The organism is Nonomuraea sp. NPDC050536 (assembly GCF_044457685.1).
Taxonomy (GTDB): domain Bacteria; phylum Actinomycetota; class Actinomycetes; order Streptosporangiales; family Streptosporangiaceae; genus Nonomuraea.
Genome location: NZ_JBITHD010000022.1, coordinates 77,007 through 95,666, shown reverse-complemented (window position 1 = coordinate 95,666; position 18,660 = coordinate 77,007). Strand labels below are relative to the sequence as shown.

20 protein-coding genes, 1 pseudogene and 1 riboswitch are annotated in these 18,660 nt (G+C 70.7%); of the genes and pseudogenes, 7 read left to right on the top strand and 14 right to left on the bottom strand.

What is annotated here, in order from left to right:
* Positions 1-13: 13 nt before the first annotated feature.
* Genes pheA through ACIBHX_RS42405 form a run of 3 tightly spaced genes read right to left on the bottom strand, consistent with a single transcriptional unit; the run spans position 14 to position 2,686 of the window.
* Positions 14-934, bottom strand: coding sequence for a prephenate dehydratase (gene pheA, locus ACIBHX_RS42415; protein ID WP_397073406.1), 921 nt, complete (start codon positions 932-934; stop codon positions 14-16).
* A 17-nt stretch (positions 935-951) separates the two neighbouring features.
* Positions 952-1,368 (bottom strand): DUF4446 family protein, encoded by a 417-nt coding sequence (locus ACIBHX_RS42410; protein ID WP_397073404.1) that lies wholly within the window; start codon positions 1,366-1,368, stop codon positions 952-954.
* A gap of 22 nt (positions 1,369-1,390) precedes the next feature.
* Positions 1,391-2,686, bottom strand: a complete 1,296-nt coding sequence (locus tag ACIBHX_RS42405; protein ID WP_397073403.1) for a glycosyltransferase 87 family protein — start codon at positions 2,684-2,686, stop codon at positions 1,391-1,393.
* A gap of 361 nt (positions 2,687-3,047) precedes the next feature.
* Between ACIBHX_RS42405 and ACIBHX_RS42400 the strand changes: the two genes are divergently transcribed.
* Positions 3,048-5,309, top strand: a complete 2,262-nt coding sequence (locus ACIBHX_RS42400) for a hypothetical protein (protein ID WP_397073402.1) — start codon at positions 3,048-3,050, stop codon at positions 5,307-5,309.
* A 274-nt stretch (positions 5,310-5,583) separates the two neighbouring features.
* Here ACIBHX_RS42400 and mptB read toward each other — a convergent pair.
* The 3 genes and pseudogenes from mptB to ACIBHX_RS42385 form a co-directional block, all read right to left on the bottom strand.
* Positions 5,584-6,480, bottom strand: a pseudogene (gene mptB / locus ACIBHX_RS42395) (polyprenol phosphomannose-dependent alpha 1,6 mannosyltransferase MptB); the annotation flags it as partial.
* A 322-nt stretch (positions 6,481-6,802) separates the two neighbouring features.
* Positions 6,803-7,522 (bottom strand): glycosyltransferase family 2 protein, encoded by a 720-nt coding sequence (locus ACIBHX_RS42390; RefSeq protein ID WP_397073400.1) that lies wholly within the window; start codon positions 7,520-7,522, stop codon positions 6,803-6,805.
* A complete protein-coding gene (locus ACIBHX_RS42385; protein ID WP_214319322.1) occupies positions 7,519-7,866 on the bottom strand; it encodes an STAS domain-containing protein in 348 nt (115 codons plus the stop codon). The genes ACIBHX_RS42390 and ACIBHX_RS42385 overlap by 4 nt, the downstream gene beginning before the upstream one ends.
* Before the next feature lie 199 nt (positions 7,867-8,065).
* On the opposite strand from ACIBHX_RS42385, the gene ACIBHX_RS42380 reads away from it, so the two are divergent.
* On the top strand, positions 8,066-8,656 hold the full coding sequence (locus tag ACIBHX_RS42380) for a hypothetical protein (protein WP_397073398.1): 591 nt from the start codon (positions 8,066-8,068) through the stop codon (positions 8,654-8,656).
* Here the strand turns inward: ACIBHX_RS42380 and ACIBHX_RS42375 are convergent.
* Positions 8,653-9,726: a sensor histidine kinase gene (locus tag ACIBHX_RS42375; RefSeq protein WP_397073396.1), complete on the bottom strand. Its 1,074-nt coding sequence runs from the start codon at positions 9,724-9,726 to the stop codon at positions 8,653-8,655. The two genes, ACIBHX_RS42380 and ACIBHX_RS42375, sit on opposite strands and share 4 nt — an antisense overlap.
* Entirely contained in the window at positions 9,723-10,412 is a 690-nt protein-coding gene (locus ACIBHX_RS42370; RefSeq protein WP_397073395.1) for a response regulator transcription factor, read from the bottom strand. Before ACIBHX_RS42370 ends, ACIBHX_RS42375 begins: the two co-directional genes overlap by 4 nt.
* Before the next feature lie 94 nt (positions 10,413-10,506).
* Here ACIBHX_RS42370 and ACIBHX_RS42365 point away from each other — a divergent pair, with 94 nt between their 5' ends.
* The 3 genes from ACIBHX_RS42365 to ACIBHX_RS42355 are packed head-to-tail and all read left to right on the top strand — an operon-like array spanning position 10,507 to position 11,597.
* The gene (locus tag ACIBHX_RS42365; RefSeq protein ID WP_397073393.1) at positions 10,507-10,686 is read left to right on the top strand and encodes a hypothetical protein; all 180 of its coding nucleotides are present in this window, start codon (positions 10,507-10,509) and stop codon (positions 10,684-10,686) included.
* Positions 10,683-10,901, top strand: a complete 219-nt coding sequence (locus tag ACIBHX_RS42360; RefSeq protein ID WP_397073391.1) for a DUF6412 domain-containing protein — start codon at positions 10,683-10,685, stop codon at positions 10,899-10,901. The genes ACIBHX_RS42365 and ACIBHX_RS42360 overlap by 4 nt, the downstream gene beginning before the upstream one ends.
* Before the next feature lie 54 nt (positions 10,902-10,955).
* A complete protein-coding gene (locus ACIBHX_RS42355) occupies positions 10,956-11,597 on the top strand; it encodes a YidC/Oxa1 family membrane protein insertase (protein ID WP_397073389.1) in 642 nt (213 codons plus the stop codon).
* Here the strand turns inward: ACIBHX_RS42355 and ACIBHX_RS42350 are convergent.
* Both ACIBHX_RS42350 and ACIBHX_RS42345 read right to left on the bottom strand, forming a co-directional pair.
* Positions 11,581-12,012: an ATP-binding protein gene (locus ACIBHX_RS42350; protein WP_397073388.1), complete on the bottom strand. Its 432-nt coding sequence runs from the start codon at positions 12,010-12,012 to the stop codon at positions 11,581-11,583. The two genes, ACIBHX_RS42355 and ACIBHX_RS42350, sit on opposite strands and share 17 nt — an antisense overlap.
* A 142-nt stretch (positions 12,013-12,154) precedes the next feature.
* On the bottom strand, positions 12,155-14,011 hold the full coding sequence (locus tag ACIBHX_RS42345; RefSeq protein WP_397073386.1) for a PAS domain S-box protein: 1,857 nt from the start codon (positions 14,009-14,011) through the stop codon (positions 12,155-12,157).
* A gap of 73 nt (positions 14,012-14,084) precedes the next feature.
* Between ACIBHX_RS42345 and ACIBHX_RS42340 the strand changes: the two genes are divergently transcribed.
* Positions 14,085-14,657, top strand: coding sequence for a methylated-DNA--[protein]-cysteine S-methyltransferase (locus ACIBHX_RS42340; protein WP_397073384.1), 573 nt, complete (start codon positions 14,085-14,087; stop codon positions 14,655-14,657).
* Here ACIBHX_RS42340 and ACIBHX_RS42335 read toward each other — a convergent pair.
* The 4 genes from ACIBHX_RS42335 to ACIBHX_RS42320 form a co-directional block, all read right to left on the bottom strand.
* The gene (locus ACIBHX_RS42335) at positions 14,623-15,936 is read right to left on the bottom strand and encodes a purine-cytosine permease family protein (protein WP_397073382.1); all 1,314 of its coding nucleotides are present in this window, start codon (positions 15,934-15,936) and stop codon (positions 14,623-14,625) included. The two genes, ACIBHX_RS42340 and ACIBHX_RS42335, sit on opposite strands and share 35 nt — an antisense overlap.
* A riboswitch (TPP riboswitch) is annotated at positions 15,926-16,039 on the bottom strand. (Overlaps the previous gene by 11 nt.)
* A gap of 78 nt (positions 16,040-16,117) precedes the next feature.
* Positions 16,118-16,441 (bottom strand): rhodanese-like domain-containing protein, encoded by a 324-nt coding sequence (locus tag ACIBHX_RS42330; RefSeq protein WP_397073380.1) that lies wholly within the window; start codon positions 16,439-16,441, stop codon positions 16,118-16,120.
* A 7-nt stretch (positions 16,442-16,448) separates the two neighbouring features.
* On the bottom strand, positions 16,449-17,327 hold the full coding sequence (locus ACIBHX_RS42325) for an Fpg/Nei family DNA glycosylase (RefSeq protein ID WP_397073378.1): 879 nt from the start codon (positions 17,325-17,327) through the stop codon (positions 16,449-16,451).
* 40 nt (positions 17,328-17,367) lie between these two features.
* The gene (locus ACIBHX_RS42320; RefSeq protein ID WP_397073376.1) at positions 17,368-17,973 is read right to left on the bottom strand and encodes a TenA family protein; all 606 of its coding nucleotides are present in this window, start codon (positions 17,971-17,973) and stop codon (positions 17,368-17,370) included.
* Positions 17,974-17,996: 23 nt separating this feature from the next.
* Between ACIBHX_RS42320 and ACIBHX_RS42315 the strand changes: the two genes are divergently transcribed.
* The gene (locus ACIBHX_RS42315; protein ID WP_397073374.1) at positions 17,997-18,653 is read left to right on the top strand and encodes a GPP34 family phosphoprotein; all 657 of its coding nucleotides are present in this window, start codon (positions 17,997-17,999) and stop codon (positions 18,651-18,653) included.
* Positions 18,654-18,660 lie beyond the last annotated feature (7 nt).

Genomic DNA, 18,660 nt, shown 5'->3' with positions numbered 1-18,660 from the left:
GGATTTGCCGTGCTCACACCTGTCCCGCGCGGATCCTGGCCAGCCATTCGCCCGCCTCGGCGAACTCGGCGTCAGCCGTACCCCGCTTGATCTGGGGCGTGATGCCGTCCGCGCGCGGATAGCTGCCCAGGAAGCGCACCTCGCCGCAGATGCGGTGCAGGCCCGAGATGGCCTCGCCGACGCGGGCGTCGGCGACGTGGCCCTCGAAGTCGAAGTGGAAGAAGTAGCGGCCGATGCCGTCGCCGGTGGGCCGCGACTCGATGCGGGTCAGGTTGACGCCGCGCACCGAGAACTCGGTCAGCATCTCCAGCAGAGCACCCGGGTGGTCGTCGGCCAGGAAGACCACGAGCGTCGTGCGGTCGGAGCCGGTGGGCTCGGGCGGCGCGACCGGGCGGCTCACCCGGACGAAGCGGGTCACGGTGTCGGTGCGGTCACCGATGTTGCCCGCCAGCTCCACCAGCCCGTAGTGCTCGCCCGCGATCCGTGCCGCGATCGCGGCGTCGTACGGCGAGCCGGGCAGAGCCACCTCCTGGGCGGCCGCGGCGGTCGACGGGGCGGCCACCACGACGGCGTCCGGCAGCTCCCTGGCGATGAAGCCGCGGCACTGCGTGATCGCCGCCGGATGGGTGTAAACCCGCTTGATGTGCACGAGCTCGGTGTCGGGCCGCGCCAGCAGCGAGAACTGCACCGGCAGCAGCAGCTCGGCGGTGATCAGGAGCGGCTCGCCCCAGGCGAACTCGTCCAGCGTCGTCGTGATCGCGCCTTCGATCGAGTTCTCCAGCGGGACGACGGCACCGTCGGCCTCACCGGAGCGCACCGCGTTGAGCGCGGCGCTGACGTTCGCGCACGGCAGGCGTTCGGCCTCCGGCTCCAGGAGCCGCAGGGCCTCTTCGGTGAAGGTGCCTACGGGACCGAGATAGGCGAGTCTTGCCATAGCAACAGATTATGCCCTTACCACCTGGCCATTTGCCGCTCAACCTCAGGACCCAATCCCAGCCGGGCCGATCTGACCGCCTCTTCCTCCTCCGGCGACAGCGGCTGCGTGCCCCTGCCACCCACCACCGGACGCACGTACGTGCGCGTCTCGGAGCGGCCGTTGATGGAGGTGAGCACGATCCCGTCGCCCAGCCCGTTGATCATCGCGACCGAGAACGACAGCCTGCCCGTCATCTCCTCGAGCGCGTCGTAGCGGCAGACCGCCACGTCGCGGATGGCCTTCAGGTCACCCTTGCCCTCGCTCGTCTGCCTGGTGAGCATCTGCTGGCAGTCGTCCACGGCGGCCCGTGCCTGCTTCAGCGCGACATATCCGATGACGACGCCGCTGACCCCGGCGACGACGCCCACGATGACCCATACGGTAACCAGCACACGACAGAGGGTAATCAGTTGGTCAAGGAATACTGCGCCGTTTGGGCAACCAACTCGCCAGCAGCCACACCAGGAAGAGCGCGCCCAGCCCGAACCCGTCCTGCACGATCTTGCCGACGACGTTCCACCCGACCACCTTCAGCGACACGCCCCACCACGGCACCGGCACCACGAAATACAGCCAGACACCCGCCGCCACCCACAGCCGCACCCTGTCGCGCCCGTCGCCGACGATCGCGGCCAGCACCACGACCACCCAGGCCAGGTGGTGGATCCACGCCACCGGCGACAGGAGCACCGCCATCAGGCCGGTCAGCGCCACCGCGGTGATCTCGTCGCCGGCCTCGAGCGCCTGCTTGGCGGCGCGGAAGCCGTACCAGCCGACGACCGCCGCCAGCACCAGCCACAGCGCCGTCGTCAGCGTGTCGCTGGGCAGGTATAGCCGGACCAGCATGGCGCGGATCGACTGGTTCGTGGTGGCGTTGTTGGCGCCCAGGCGCTCCGGGTCGAGCAGGGCCTTGAACCAGAAGCCGGCCGCGTCCCGGGGGATCACCGCGAACGGGATCAACGTCAGCAACGCGGTGACGAACGAGGCCATCCAGAACGTGCGCCACTGCCGCGTCACCAGCAGATAGATCAGGAAGACGCCCGGGGTCAGCTTGACGGCCGTGGCAAGGCCGATCAGGAAGCCGCGCGGCCACCACGGCCGCCTGGCGACGCAGTCGGCCACGCACAGCGCCACCAGCAGGATGTCCACCTGACCGAAGCGGACCTGGTCGCGGATGGGCATCAGGTAGGTGCACGCGATCATCAACAGCGCGAACAGCCACGGCGCGTAGGGTGCCGGCTCGGTCGCCGTCGGTCCGCCAGGCCTGCCCTGCTTGGTAAGCACCTGGCCGTCGCTGCTCGCCGGCGCTCGGCCATCGCGGCTCGTCAGCGCCTGGCCGGCAGGCTTCGTCAGGACCCGGCGGAACGCGAAGCCGACCGTCACCCCCAGCGACACGAAGATCCCCACGGTCCACACCCACTGAGCCGTGGTCCACGACATCTCCGCCAGCGGTACGGCCAGCATCGCCGCGATCGGCGGGTAGGTGAACGGCAGCAGCTGCGGGGCAGGGGTGAAGAATTCGTACAGGGGCCGCCCCTCGAGGAGCATCTCCCCGCCGGTGCGGTACACGTCCAGGTCGACGAGACGCTGGTCGTCCGGGTTGGTCAGCCACGGCAGCACCAGCGGGGCCGCCGCCGCCACGATGAGCAGCAGGGAGACGGCCCACGCCCACCACTGCCGCTTGATCGTCGTCGCCACACCACCTGTCACGGTGTGGCACGTTACCGTGGCTGTTGTCGATCGAGCGCGCTGACACCGGGGGTCCCCACGCATGCACCACACCACCACCCCCACTGACGCGCCCTTCCCCACCCCTCCCAACCTGCCTCCGCACACCCCCTCCGACCAGCACCTCCGCACCACGACCACTCCTCCCGCCGTAGCGCCCCGCGTACACGCCACCCCCGTGTCTCCGACCTCCTCCTCTCCCATCGCACTGCCGGCCGCCACCTCCCACCCGCCCCGCCGTTCCTCGTCCTGTGCCTTGCCTCAGTCGTGTTCCGCCTACGACCCGGGAGTTCATGCGTCCGGGCCGAAGCGCCCCGCAGGTGCCCGCGGTGGTGGGCGGTGGGTGGCGGCGCTGTTGGTGGGGCTTGTGGTGTTGGTGCTGGGAGTTGGCACAGCGGGAGCGGCCGAACGGGCGCGGGGACGGGTGGCCGTCGTGGGCGTGCCCGGGCTCGAGTGGAGCGACCTCGACCAGGCTCGGACTCCGAACCTGTGGAAGCTCGTCGGCCAGGGCGGCGCCGCGTCGCTGTCGACTCGTGCCGTGCCGCCGCCCGATCGCGGCATCACCTGCCCCACCGCCGGTTGGCTGACCGTCTCAGCGGGCCAGCGGGCCGGTACGGCGGGCCGCGGATGCCCGAGCCCCCCAACGCCCCAGGCGGAGGGCGAGGGCGCGAGCGTGCCGGACTGGTCCGGTCTGGTGAAGTACCAGGCGTCGACCGGGTACGACGCGGAGCTGGGCACCCTCGGCCAGCTCGTCAAGGATTCCGGCGGCAAGGTCGTGGCCATCGGTCCGGGAGCCGCCCTCGGCGCCGCCGACAAGACCGGCAAGGTCGCGAAATACGCGGATTCCCCGGCATCGGCAGGCGACCTCACCCCGTACAACCTGGTCGTCTTCGAAGCCGGCGCCCTGTCCGAGGCGTGGCTGCGGCAACCACTCGACGAATTCGGCGTGCCCCTCCCGCTCTCGCCCTCGGCCCGGCAGACGGCCGTCGCCGAAGCCGACGCAAGCATCGGCACGCTGCTCGGCAAGCTCCCCGCGGATACGACCGTCCTGGTGGCCGGAGTCTCCGACGTCACGCCCAACGCCCACCTGCACGTCGCCATCGCCACCGGCCCGTCGCCGAGCGGCGCGCCGTACCGCCGGGGCCTGCTCACGGCGACCTCCACGCGCCAGGACGGCCTGGTCACCATCACCGATCTGACGGCCACGGCCATCCACCTGCTCGGCCTCCCCGAGCCGCGCGCCGTGGTGGGCCGTACCTGGGACAACGACGGCGAGGCCGCCGCCACGGTCGCCGACACCGTCACGCAACTGGCCGACAGCGACCTGGCCAGCCAGGTCCTGCGCGACGTCCGCGGCCCCTTCTTCGCGGTGTTCGTCACCGTCCAGCTCCTCTTCTACGCCTTCGCCGCCCTGGCCCTGCGCCGCCGCCGCTCCGCCGGCACCTCCACGTCCCCCGATGCGGGCACGTCCCCCGCCGAGGACTCGCGTGCCGACAGGGCTCTCGGGGACGATGCGGCCACGTCTCGGCTGCTGGTGGCGGTGCAGCTGGTGTCCGTGGTCAGCGGGGCCATCGCGGTGTCCACGTTCCTGGCGCAGTTGGTGCCGTGGTGGAGCCTCGGGGCTCCGATGGTCGCGTTGATCGGCACGATCCTCGGCATCGCCGTACTGATCACCGGCGTGGCCTTCGCGGGACCGTGGCGGGCGCACGTGCTCGGCCCGCTGACCGTCGTGGCGGGCATCAGCTCAGTGGCGCTGCTGATCGACGTGATGACCGGATCCACGCTGCAGGTCAACGCCGTCACCGGCTACGAGCCCGTCACCGGCGGGCGGTTCTACGGCTTCAGTAACATCGCCTTCGCCGTGTACTCGACCGGCACCATCCTGGCCCTGGCCGGAGTCGCGCAGTGGCTGCGCGGGCGCGGCCTCGCCCGCCCACTCGTCGTGCTGGTCTGCGCCGCGTACGGCGGGCTGGCCGTCTTCGCCGACGGGTGGCCGTCGTGGGGAGCCGACTTCGGCGGCGTGCCCGCCTTCGTGATCGGCGTCGCCGTCCTGCTGATCCTGCTGTCCGGCCGCCGGGTCTCGGTGGTGAAGCTGATCCTGGTCGCGGTGGCGGGAGCCGCACTGATCTCGGCGATCGCGGTGTTCGACTGGCTACGGCCGGCCGAGCAGCGCACCCACCTGGGCACGTTCGTGCAGCAGGTCATCGACGGGCAGGCGGGGACCGTGGTGTGGCGCAAGTTCAGCGCGATGGTCGGCGTGACCGTCGGGAACTGGTCGCTCACGCTGCTCACGGTGGTGGCGCTGGCCTTCCTGTTCTTCGTCCTCGACCGGCCGTCGCGGTGGGGCGCCTCGGCGCTCGGCCAGGCGTACCGGCTGGCGCCGGCGCTCCGTGCGGGCCTGTTCGGCGCGCTGACCTGCGCCTTCGTCGGCTTCCTCAGCAACGACTCCGGGATCGCCATCCCGGCGATGGCGCTCACCGTGGCCGTCCCGCTGACGCTCGCGGCCTGCGTGCGCGCGCTGCAGCTCGCCAAGCCCACCAACCCAGCGCGACCGTCAGCGCCAGCAACGCCCACGGCACCATCCGAGACCGAACCACGGTCGTGAGCCAGGCCAGGTCCCCCGGCTGCCCCTCCACCCGCGCCGGCAGGTAGCCGAGGGACAGCACGAACAGGTGCACCACGAGGAACTGGTCGAGCGTGGAGGCCGCCACCAGCGCGAGCAGCCCGAAGGCCATCCCGTCGTACCAGGGCAGGAGGTACGGCGTGGCGAACACGTAGGCCGTGACGACCACCACCGCCACCACGGGCGCGCCCACCCCTGCCGGCCCCACCCCCAGGAATCCGGGGGATTCGGTGACGGGCAGGGGGCGGGTGGCGGCCGCGAGGCGGAAGAGGAGGTAGGCCAGGAGAGCTATGACGGCGACGGAGGCGATCTGGAGTTCGGCACGGTAGGCGCCCGAGCCGAACAGGGACTGGAGCCACCCCTGGACAAGCTTCCAGTAGGAGGCGAAGGAGACCGCCTTACTGGTCCGGCTCACCGGCGCCAGGGCGGCAGGACCCGTGAGGGCGTAGCCGAGGGCGACGACGGCCACCGCCGCGCCTGCCATGACCACCAGGCGGCCGGGGCGGCGACGCAGCTCCCAGGCGGGACCGAGCGCGACGAGCCCGGCGTTGAGCTTGACCGCGACGCCCAGGCCCAGCAGGAGACCGGCACGGACCAGGCGGGTGCGGGACAGGACGGCGGCGACCATGCAGGCGATCGCCAGGGTGTCGATGTGCATCCCCGCCACCAGGTGGTACAGCAGCAGCGGGTTGGCCGTCCACAGGAGCGCGGCGCGCAGCCGCACAGCAGGGTCGTCGCGGGTGAAGCGGTCGATCAGGAGCGCGGTCGTGATGAAGGCCGCGGCGTTGACCAGGGCCAGGACGAAGATGGTGAGCCGGACGGAGTCGCCGCCGACCCAGCTGGCCGCCGCCTGGACGGCCGTGGCCACGGGCCCGTAGACGCTCGGCTCCTCTCGCCATGGCCGCTCCACGGCGTCGGCGATCGGGTCGCCGGGAAGGTCCGTCGCGCCGTGGGTGTACGGGCTGACCCCCAGGACGACCATGCGGCCGTACGCGGCGTAGTTGAGGTGGTCACCCGAGCCGGAAGGGGGCAGGAAGGCGAGCAGCCCGGCGGCGACACAGCCGATGAAGACCCAGGTCACCGGCTTGCCGGGAAGGCCGCGCAGGCCGAGCAGCAGCCCCAGGCCACCCAGGACGATCGCCGCCGCGCCCATGGCGATGACCAGGTGAGGATCGGGGTGCAGGTTCAGGAAGAACGGCGGTTGCCACGCGGGACCCGCCAGCGTGGGGACCATCGCCGACGGGCCGAGCAGGGAGATCGTGATCGTCAGGACGATGGACGCGCCGATCGCCGCGGCTGCGGCCATGGGCAGCCGGCGGGTCGCGGGTCCTTGCGTCGTCGAGGTCACGCAGAGATTCCAGCACATCCGCCACGCGCGCCACGCCTTCGTCGCCCGCCTGTGGACAACCGCGCACACCCCACCCTGCCCTGTGGACAACGCACAGGGCATGCAGGGCGCGCGGCGGAAAGGGCCGCTAGGGTCGGCGGGGAAGGATCGTGTCGCGGATGATCGGCTCGCGAGCCACCAGCGCCAGGGCGACATCACGCAGCTGCGTGGCCCGGTGGAGCTGGGCGCGCCAGTCCGTGCCCGTGGCCCTGTGCGCCATGTCCACCTCCACCTCCACCACGCGATATCGCTTGCGCAGCAGGTCGATGGTCATGCCCGTCTCCACGCCGAAGCCGTGCGCCAGCGGTCTGGCCGCCTCGAAGGCCGCGCGGGTGATGCAGCGCTGCCCGTTGAGCGGCTGGGTCGCCTCGAACCCGGTGGCCCGCTTGATGCCCTCGCGCGACAGCCGTACGACCATCCCGTGACCGCCGAGCCTCACCAGGGTGGTGAAGACCGCGATGGCCAGGTCGGCCTTGCCCGCGCGCACCGGCTCGACGAGCGCCGCGGCGGCCGCGGCGGTCTCGCCCAGGTCGGCGTCGAGGAACAACAGGTGCCGCGGCGTCTGACCGTCGAGCAGGCGGACGGCTTCCGCGCCGCTCTCCATCGCCGCGGCCTTGCCCCTGTTGCGGCTGTGGCGGACCACCCGGGCGCCCGCCTCCCGCGCGACCTTGCCCGTCCGGTCGGCCGAGCCGTCGTCGACGACCACGACGAGGTCGACGCCGGGCAGCGCGAGCGCCGCCTTGACGGTCGGTCCGATCCGCCCGGCCTCGTTCTTGGCCGGGATGACCACCGCGGTGTCGGCCGTCATGACCCCTCGGCGATCAGGAACTCCTCGGGCACCTCATCATGCACGGTGAACACCGAGTCGAGCCCTGTCACCTGAAGGATCTTGCGTACGGCCGGCCGCGGGGCGGCCACGTCCAGCGCGCCTCCCTGCTCCTTGATCCGTTTGAGTGCCGATAGCAGCACGTTCATCCCCGTCGAGTCACAGAAGTCGACGGCGGACATGTCGATGACCACGCGGCTTGGCCCCTCCTGCAAGAGCCGGGTGAACTCCGACTGCAGGTGGGGTGCCGTATAGAGGTCTATTTCTCCGGCGATGGCCACCAGGGCATGGCCGGCATGTGATCGAGTCGAGACCTTGAGCTCCACATGGGCAGGCTAGCGGCGCGAGCGCTCTGGGTCACGTTCTCACGCCGATAGGGGAACGACCGGTTTTTGTCCCCCGTTTGGCCTCCATGAAAACTGAGAGTACGCGAAGCTTGACACTGTGATACCGGCACGGCCGGAAAGGGGAGTAGCCCGACTCCGGTCACAACGTGGCCAAAAGGGAATACGGGCTCAAGCATCGATGAAAACAGACCAACCGGATGACCCCCAGCGCGCGCGGGTGCGCGAGCGGCTGGAGGAGATTCAGATCCGCACAGAGAAGGCGTCCTCGTGGCACGACGAGGCGGGACGCCTGCGTGGCCTGGTGAACCACGAGGGATACGTGCCGGTGCGCATCCGTCTGACCGTGGAGGATCTCGACTTCCTCGCCGGCGCCCGCGACGAGCTGCTGACCTTCGCCGAGCTCGGGTTGCGGCTGCTCGACCTGCACCAGCCGCGCGACGCGGGCGGCATCACCAGCGACGCGGCGCACCCGATCCTGCGCTGCCGCAGCTGCATGTGGCGCTGGCCCTGCCCGACGTTCCGCGCGATGTCCGAAGCCTTCGGCTCCTCGGCGGCGAGTACGGCGAGCGAACCCGCCCACCTGACCATCACACCCCCGGCGACGAACGCGGCCCTGGCCGCGAGCGCGCCGAGCGTCGCCCTCGCCCAGACCGGTGCGCGCGACATGCCGGGCACGGCGTACGAGGAGACGGACGTCGCCGCGGTGAGCCCGCTGAGCGCGCCCCGCACGACACCCGACGCGGTCTCCCCCATGCCGGAGTCCGCCTAGTGCCCCAGCGGAAGCCGGATCTCGAACCGGCAGCCTGGCCCGTCATTGACCACGTCGATCACCCCGTCGTGCGCCTCGACGATCCCCTGGGCGATGGCGAGCCCGAGCCCCGCCCCGCCCCCGGCGATGGGCGTGCGCGCGGCCTCACCGCGGAAGGCCACGTCGAACACCCGCGACAGGTCATCCGCCGGGATCCCTCCGCAGGCGTCGGCCACCGACAGGCATGCCATCCCGTCCGTCACCGCCGCCCGCAGCACCACCGTGTGGTCGGAGGGCGTGTGCCGGATGGCGTTCACCACGAGGTTGCCCAGCGCCCGTCCGAGCGCCCCCGGGTCGGCCTCGACGGGCACGACCTCGCCGGGTTCGAAGGCCAGCCGTACCCCTTTGGCCCTGGCCAGCGGCTCGGCTCCGGCCAGCGTGTCGGCGACCAGGTCGGCCAGCCCGACCCTGGCCGTGGACAGGCGCAGCGCGCCGGCGTGGATCCGGGACAGCTCGAAGAGGTCGTCGACCATGCCCGACAGCCGCTCCACCTCCAGCTTGATCTGGGCGTGGTAGCGGCCGACGGTCGCACGATCGGACACCACCCCGTCCTGCAGCGCCTCGACCATGGCCCGCATGCCCGCCAGCGGCGTGCGGAGGTCGTGGCTGACCCAGGCCACCAGCTCCCGCCGCGCCCCTTCCAGCGCCTGCTCGCGGGCGTAGGACTCCTCCAGGGCGTTGGCGATGGTCTGCAGCTCGGCGGGCAGCCCGTGCGGAGCGGTGAACGGCATCGAGCGGATCGCGTCCACGAAGCGCCTGCTCTCCATGAGCACCCGGCGGGCCAGTACGAAGGCCACCCCGAGGCCGACGAGCCCGCCCACGGCCACGACCATCAGGACGACGTCCTGCGCCTCACCCCCGATGATCATCTTCAGGATGATCACGATCACGCCCGCCAGCGTCGCCGCCACGGCCACCACCACGGCCAGCGCCAGCATGACCCCGATCGACCGGGTGCGCAGCAGCCACATCGCCAGCAGGCCGATGAACGCCACCACGAGCCCGGACAGCAGGGCGGGAAGGACGATCATGGCACTGGCTCGTACCTGTATCCGACGCCCCACACCGTGACGATCCGCCGCGGCTCGGTGGGGTCCGCCTCGATCTTCTCGCGCAGCCGTCTGACGTGCACGGTCACCGTGGAGGTGTCGCCGAAGGACCAGCCCCAGACCTGGTCGAGCAGCGCCGAGCGGCTGAAGGCCTGCCGCGGGTTGCGCATCAGGTACGCCAGCAGGTCGAACTCCCTGGCGGTCAACATGATCTCCGAGCCGTCCAGCCGTACCTCGTGCGCGCCGACGTCCACGACCAGGTCGGCGTCGCGCAGCACGCCGGTGCCGCCGGTGACCGCGGCGCCCCTGGCGCGGCGCAGCACCGACTGCACGCGCAGCGCCAGTTCCCGCGGGCTGAACGGCTTGGTCACGTAGTCGTCGGCGCCGGTCTCCAGGCCGACGACCCTGTCGATCTCCTCGCCGAGCGCGGTCAACATGATCACCGGGACCGGCCAGCGCTCGCGCAGCTTCTTGCACACCTGCAGCCCGTCGACCTTGGGCAGCATGAGGTCGAGCACCATCAGATCCGGCGGGCTGGCCAGCGCCCTGCGCAGCGCCTCGGCGCCGTCGCCCACGCACTCGACGCGGTGCCCGTCGCGCTCCAGATAGCGCGCCACGACCTCGGCGACCGTGGGGTCGTCGTCGACGACCAGGATGCGGGTGTCCACACCCTCACGGTACGGCGTGCGGGCCCGGTTCCCATATGCACGTCATTGGTTCGTAAGCGTCGCGGATCATCGCGGAAGGACGTACGGTAGGCACATGAGTCGAGTCATCATGCTCGTCATCGGCGCAGCGGCCGCCCTTTTCGTGCTGTTCACCTTCATCCTGCCGCTGATCATGGGCCTGCTGAAGCTGGCACTGCTGGTGGCCGTCATCGGAGTGATCGTCTTCATCGCCGTAAAGGTGATGAGCAGCTCGGGATCCTCCTCGTCGCGGTGACGCTGTTCCTCCTTGACCCCTGGATCATCGGGGTCACCATGCTGGCGGTCCTGCTCCTGGTGGAGTGGGCCGCCAGATTGCTGCCGCTCGGCGCCGGGCGATCGACCGCGTTCCCGCTGAGCTACGCGCGGCGCACGGCGTTCCAGCGCCAGCGTGATCCAGACGCGGCGGGCAGACCGCGTCCACGAGCGCCATCACCCAGCCCCGCTCTCTGATTCCAGCGGGGCTCGTCGATCGAGCCCGTCAACCTCTCATGAAACCAAGGGCTCATGATCGATTCTCTTGTCACGTTCATCGTCGGCCTGGCCGGTGGCAACGCCGCCCTCGCCATCGTCGTGTTCACGCTGGCCGTACGGCTAGCCATCCTGCCGCTGAGCGTCAAGCAGGCCCGCGGCGCCAAGCTGAAGGAACGCCTGGCGCCGAAGCTGCGCGAGCTGCAGAAGCGGCACGGGCGCAACCCGGAGCGGCTGAGCAAGGAACTGACCGCGCTCTACGCCAAGGAGGGCAGCTCACCGTTCGCCGGGATCCTGCCGGGGCTGGCGCAGTTGCCGTTCATGTGGGTGATGTTCCGGGTCGCCACGCATCCGACCGCGCTGGCCGGCCACTACCTGTTCGGCGCGCCGCTCGGGCAGCCGATCGCGGGCGTGGTGGCGAGTTACGGTCTACTCAGTTGGCCAATTATGGTCTTCGTACTGCTGATCGTGGCGACGGCGCTGGTGGCCTGGTGGTCGTCGCGGCGGATCACGGTGACGCAGGACCAGCCGGCCTGGATGCGCAGGCTGCTGCCGCTGCTGCCGTTCACCTCGGTGCTGGCCGCGCTCTGGCTGCCGCTGGCTGCCGGGCTCTACCTGCTGGTCTCGACGACGTGGGCCACGACCGAGCGGGCAGTGCTGGCTACCCGGCCTCTTTGAGCGCGGGTGCGCGCCCGTTCACCGATCCGTTCGGTGCGGGCAGCACCGCCCAGACCGTCGTGGTGTCGCCGTCGTGGCGAACCCCCCAGCTCTCTGCCACGTACTCCACGATGCCGAGCCCCCGGCCACCCAGCGAAGACAGGGTCGGCCGGCCGGCGCGCGGCTCGGTGGCGGCTCCCCCGTCGCTGACGGCGACCTCGACGTGGTCGTCGCTCCACAGCCAGGCCACCCGGACCATCCCGGAAGGCAGTGGATGCGCGTGCCGCAGAGCGTTGCTGAGCAGTTCGCTCACCACGAGCACGGCATCGTCGATGGCGCCGGTGGAGACCCCGCTGTCCTCGAGATCGTTGCAGAGACGCTGGCGGGCGACGGCGACGCTCGACGGTGCGTATGGCAACAGCACCACGCTGGACACGCTCACCTCCCCGCTCCCAGTGCCCCCCGCGGGCACACTCCCCGGTACGACCGAAATGCCCCGTTCCCCATTCCCAGAAACCGCATCTCGATCACAGCTTGTACACATTGGACGATAGATCAGCGGATCCGTGACCACCTCGTTACCGCTTCGGTGTGTCGGATCCGGTATGCAGAACAACTCGCATCCGTGTCCCTCCGCCGGGCCGCGGATGGGCCGTCACGTCCCCGCCCTGGGCCCTGGCCAGGCTGCGCACGATGTAGAGCCCGAGCCCGACTCCGCCGAAGCGGCGCCTGTCGCCGCTGTCGACCTGGACGAACCGCTCGAAGACCCGCTCTCGGTCGTTGGGCGCGATGCCGAGGCCCTCGTCGTCCACCACGACCACCACGTGCTCGTCCTCCGGCCACGCCTCGACGCTGATCAGCCCGCCCTGCGGCGAGTACTTGAAGGCGTTCTCCAGCAGTTGCCCCAGGATGATGTCCGTGGCCAGCGCGTCCCCGCTGACGTACGGCAGGCCGTCCGGGATGACCACCTCGACCCGATGCCGGTCGGACAGCACCGGCAGCCCGAGCGTGGCGGCGTGGATGCGCTCGCCCAGGTCGAAGGTCTCGATGCGGACGGCCAGCTCGTCGGCCCCGGCCCTGGAGCCGAGCAGCAGGTGGTCCATCAGGTGCCCGAGGGATTTGGCCCGCTCGGCGATGGTGTGCACGGCGGAGCGGCGCTCCAGGTCGGTCAGCTTGTCCCAGCGGGAGTCGAGCGTGCTGGCGAACCCGCGCACGATCGTGATCGGGGTGCGCAGTTCGTGGCTGGTCGTGGCCAGGAACAGGTCCTTGGCCTCCTCCAGCTCCTTGGCCCTGGTCACGTCGCGGAAGTCGACGACCACCTCGCCGGTCTCCTCGATCCTGGCGCTGACGACGTCGAGCCAGCGGCCGGTCTCCAGCTGGAAGGTGAGCTTCTCCCCGGGCTCGGGCAGCGGGAAGGGCGGCGGCCCGCCCAGCACGGCGTCGGCGGTGAAGGCGGTGAGCTCGGCGGCGGCCGGGTTCCACTGGATCACCCTGCCTTTCCCGTCGAGCACGGCGATGCCGTCGGCGCTGGCGTCGAAGACGGCCCGCTCGTGCGCGCGCTGCCGTACCGCGTCCTGGTAGGCCACCGCGTTTCCGACGGCGATGCCCGCATGGCCGGCCAGCAGTTCGAGCAGTTCGAGCTCGACGTGTCCCGGCTTGTCGCCGGCGAACAGGGCGTAGAGCGCTCCATAGGGGCGGCCACCCACGGCGGCCAGGCCGAGCGCGATCGTGTGCAGGCCGTCCAGCTCGGCCCAGACCAGGTCGTCGAGCCCCTGCGATTCCAGCATCACGGTCTTGCCGGCGCGTAACAGCTTGCCGACGAGGCTGCTGCGCAGGTCGGTGGTGGTGTCGCGGATGGAGCCCGGCAGCTGGTAGGTGCTGACCAGGCGCAGCCGTTCACCCTCGATGAGCACGAACCCGCCGGCATCGGCGCCGGTCAGCTCGGTGAGACTGGCGGAGATCCGGTCGAGTACGGCGGGCAGCTCCAGCTCGGCGTTGATGTCGCCGACCACGTCGGTGAGCCGGCGCACGAGCCTGGCCCGGCGCGCCATCCGGTGCTTGGCGCTCTCGTCCACCTCGGTCAGGTGGTGCACGCACACGTAGCCCACGACCGAGTTGCCCTGGCGCAGGGCGCTGGTGTCGACGCGCAGGTCGAGCAGCGCGCCGTCGCTGCGGAACCGCTTGGTGCGCAGCGAGACCTGACCGCCCGTGCGCACGCGCTCGAGCACCGCGTTGTGCTCGGCGGTCAGCTCCTCCGGCACGATCGGCGCCCTGCGGCCGAGCATCTCCTCGGCGCTCCAGCCGAAGAGGCGTTCCGCGGCCGGATTCCACACCAGGACCGTCTGGTCCCTGTCGAGCGCGACGACGGCGTTGGGCGAGCTGGCAAGCACCGCACGGGCCAGCTCGTCGTCACCTCCGGCCCTGTCGTCCCCCACACCTCCATAGTGCCCGTGCCATCGCGCCGACGTCGGCGGATCCGTCCGATACGCTGCCCGAGGGGGTGAGGGTATGTCGGCTGACGACCTCGATGCGCTGTTGCGGGTGACATCGGGCACGTATCGGGGCGAAACTCCGCCCGACATCGCCTTCGGCACCTACGACGGCGCGGTCGGCAGGCTCGTGCTGGCCATGACCGCGAGGGGCATCGTGGCCTGCAGCTTCGAGCCAGAGAACAGCGTGTTCGAGCAGCTGAGCCGGCACGTGGGCACCTTCATCGGGCCGAACCCCGGGCGGCTCGACCCGGTGCGCAGGGAGCTTGACGCTTACTTCTCCGGGCGCCTGCGGACCTTCGCCACGCCGGTGGACCTGGCGCTGGCCACGCCGTTCGCGCGCACGGTGCTGCAGAAGACGATGGCTGTGCCGTACGGCACGGCCATCGCCCTGGAGGAGATCGGCGAGCGCATCGGGCGGCCGCGCGCGCTGCGCGCGGTCGGCAACGCGGTCAACGCCAACCCCGTGTGCGTGATCGTGCCGTCGCACCGCGTCGTGCGTGAGGGCGGCGAGCTCGGCGACTACCCCGGGGGCGCGGCCGCCAAGCGCCACCTGCTCAACGTCGAAGCCCGCGCCTTGGCAGGCCGATAGCCAGCGTCACCAGCGCTGCCACCAGCGCCGCGCCGAGCGCGCCGTTCATCCACGGCTGCCTGATCGCATCGCGCATGGGCTGCCAGAAGGCGTCCCATGCCTCGACGGTCGGCGTGGACGTGGTCAGCCAGTAGGCGACGAACCCCAGCGCCCAGGGGATCAGCATGGACCAGCGGGCGGGCGCCTCCTCGGAGGTGTCCCAGTTCCTGGCCCCACCGAGCAGGAAGTAGTCGACGGCCAGCACGGCGAACATCGGCACGAACACCGCCCCGATCACGCCGAGGAAGGCGCCGTAGGAGTTCACGTCCACCAGCAGGGCGATCCCGACGGTGATCACGCCGATCGTGCCGGAGAGAATGCGCCGGTCGATCCGAGGCAGCAGGTTCTGCAGCGACATGGTCGTGGAGTAGTTGTTGGCGAAGGACTGGTCGGTCTCGCGCAGGATCAGGATCGAGAAGAACAGCACTCCCAGCGGCGCCGCGATGAACGGTGTGAACCCCTCGCCCATCGCCACCGCGTAGATCCCCAGCCCCAGGCAGGCGACCTGGGCGATGCTGTAACCGCCGACCACGCCGGTGAAGGCGGCTCCGCTGGAGCGCGAGTGCCGGGCGAAGTCGGCCGCCATCGGCACCCACGACACCGACAGCGCGATCACGTAGTCCACGGCGGGCGCGAACGCCGTCCAGGATCCCCCGCTCTGCGGAGGGGCCTCCCGCAGGAACGCCACGGCGAACCAGACGAGCGAGACGATCACTCCGATAGTGACGTAGCGCCGCAGGATCCTGACCGCTCCCAGCGGCCAGATGGTTAGCGCGGTCGTGAGCGCCCCCGCCGCGATCACCAGCAGCCAGTACGGCACGGCCGCCCCGAACACGGCCTGGGCGGAAGTGGCGATCACCCAGAGCTCGAAGGCGCCCCAGCCGAGCATCTGCACGATGTTCAGCGCCGTGGGCAGGTAGGAGAGCCTGGCTCCGAACAGGCCGCGGAGCAGGACCATCGCCGGCCGCCCCGTCTGGGTGCCGGGGATCGCGGACAGGCCCACCATGGCCGATCCGATCAGGCTCCCGACGACCGCCGCGACCAGCGCAGCGGGCACCGAGAGCCGCAGGCCCTTGATCGGTTCGAGGAGCAGCAGCGCTCCTGAGAAGCCCAGGAGGCTGACGCCGAGGTTGGCCCACAGCGCCCCCTGGTCGAGCACGCCGAGGGTCTTGGGCGGCGGAGCGCCCTCGAGGGTCAGCGGAACTTCGGCATGCTTCGCATCATCGACGACGTCCGTCATCGCACTCTCCCTACGCCGGCATTACCCGGACAGGTTCATGCGGTCGGCAGCAGCGGTATCTGCCCTCTCAGCCTGGTTGCCCCAAGCTCCCGCGGTTCAGCTGTGATCGCCCGCCGGTTTGTCCTGGCGTGCGCCCCTATGATGCACCATTCCCCCTCGGGCAACTACCCCCCGGGGAGAGCTAGGCCACGAAGGGCGGCTGACCGGACTCGCTGACCATCTGCTTGCCGGAGGCCTCCCAGGACTGCATGCCGCCGCCCACGTTGACGGCCTCGTGCCCGAGCTGGGTCAGCCACGCCGCGACCTGGAACGAGCGGCCGCCCACCCGGCACACCACGTAAACGGTGCGGTCGGCGGGGACCTCGTCCACCCTGCCCTGGATCTCGGACATCGGGATGTGCACGGCCTCGGGCGCGTGTCCCGCCACCCATTCCTCCTGCTCGCGCACGTCGAGTAGGTAGCCGTCGGCCGGGAAGTCGCCGGCTTCGATCTCGGGAACCGTCATGCTTCCATCATTTCAGCAGCTTGGACATGCGGCGGTCGGCCAGCGGCTTCCCACCGGTCTGGCAGGTCGGGCAGTACTGCAGCGAGGAGTCGGCGAACGACACCTCGCGGATCGTGTCGCCGCACACGTCGCACGGCTGCCCGGCCCTGTTGTGCACGCGCAGCCCGGACTTCTTCTCGGCCTTGAGGTCCTTGGCCGCCAGCCCGTGCGCCCGCTCGACGGCGTCCCTGAGCGTGGTCACGATGGCCTCGTGCAGGTCGGCGACCTGTGCGTCGGTCAGCGAGGACGCGATCTTGAACGGCGACATCTTCGCCGCGTGCAGCACCTCGTCGGAGTAGGCGTTGCCGATCCCCGCGATCACCTTCTGGTCGCGCAGCAACCCCTTGATCTGCGTACGGCTACCGCCCAAGATCCCCTTGAGCACCTCGACCGTGAACGCCTCGCCCAGCGGGTCGGGCCCGAGCGTGGCGATGCCGGGCACCTCATGCGGATCCTTGGTGACATAGACGGCCAGCCGTTTCTGCGTGCCCGCCTCGGTCAGCTCGAACCCCGGCGCCAGGCCCAGCTCGTTCGGCGACAGCCGTACCCGGACCGCGAGAGGACCCTTGCCGGGGCGGACCGGCTTGGCGCCGGACAGATCCTCCCTCCAACGCAGCCAGCCCGCCCTGGCCAGGTGGAAGATCAGGTGCAGCCCGTCACAGTCCAGGTCGAGGAACTTGCCGTGCCTGGACACGGCGGTGAGCGTCAGGCCGCTCAGCGCGCTGACCGGCGGATCGAAGGTCTTCAGCGCCTGGAAGGCCACCACGTCGACGCCGAGGATCGAGTGGCCGACGGCCCGCTCGCGCAGGAAGTCGGTGAGCGATGCCACTTCGGGAAGTTCCGGCATGCCACCAGGGTAAGGGCACTGTCCACAGGCTGTGGACGGGTTAGGGCACGTCCCAGAACGCCAGCTCGTGCGCCATGCCCTGGGTGAACAGCTCCCTGGCCCGTCCCTGATCGGGGGCGGCCTCGTCGATCATCTGGGCGATGCGCTCGGCCAGCGTCGCGAACCCCGGGTCGGCGTAGGTGTCCACCCAGGCCCGGTAGCGCGACTCGGCCGGCGGGTTCTCGGCCAGCTTCCTGCCGAGCATCGAGTAGCCCCACATGCACGGGTAGAGCGCGGCCAGGCCCTCGGCGTAATCGGCCGCCGCGTCGAGGAGGAAAGCGGTGTAGGCCGCGCAGGCGGGCCCCTTGACCGCGCCGTCGAGGTCGGCGCCGAACTCCGCCGACATGGACCTGTGCAGGTTCAGCTCATCGTGGAAGGTGGTGTGCGCCAGGTCCACCAGATCGCCCAGGTGCCCGGCGGGCGCCTGCCAGGCCAGCCGGGAGAACACGCGCACGTAGTCCAGCAGGAACAGGTAGTCCTGCTCAAGCCACGACCGGAACACCGGCTCTGGCAGGTCGCCGCGCCCGATCCCGGCGACGGTGGGGTGCGCGAGCTGCTTGTCCAACAAAGGAGTGCCGAGCGCGTGCAGGTCCGCTGAAATAGCCATAACCGCACGTTAATGTCTTGAGCATGACTGTGACGATCGCGGAGGAACTGCTCCTACTCGCCTACACCGAGGAGGAGGGCAAGCCCGTCATCAGCGGCGTTCAGCTCGACACCGCGCTGGCGGGAGCCCTGCTGGCCGAGCTGGCGGTGACCGAGCGGGTGGAGCTGTCGAAGAAGAAGGTCGCGGTCAGGGACGCCACCCCGCTCGGCGAGGCCGAGCTCGACGCCGCACTGGCCCGCATGTCCGAGGACGGCAAGGAGCGCAAGCCGGCGTGGTGGGTGCAGAAGCTCCAGTCGGGCAAGCTTCGCAACCGGCTGCTGACCGGGCTGGCCGAGCGCGGCGTCCTCAGCGAGGAGCACCGCAAGGTGCTCGGCATGTTCCCCTCCACCCGCTGGCCCGAGGCCGACCCCTCCGTCGAGCAGGAGGTCCGCGACCGGGTCTCCAGCGCGCTCGCGGGCGGCGACCCCGAGCCGCGCACCGCCGTGCTCATCGCGCTGGTGCACGCGGCCAAGCTCGACCGCAAGGCCTTCCCCGGGGCCAGCAAGGAGCGGATCAAGCAGATCGCCGAGGGCGCCTGGGCGGCCGACGCCGTCGCGCAGACGATCGCGGCGATCAACAGCGCCATCATGGTGGCGATGACCGTGGCCGCCACCACCACCGCGACCAGCACCGGGGGCTAGCCCTGGG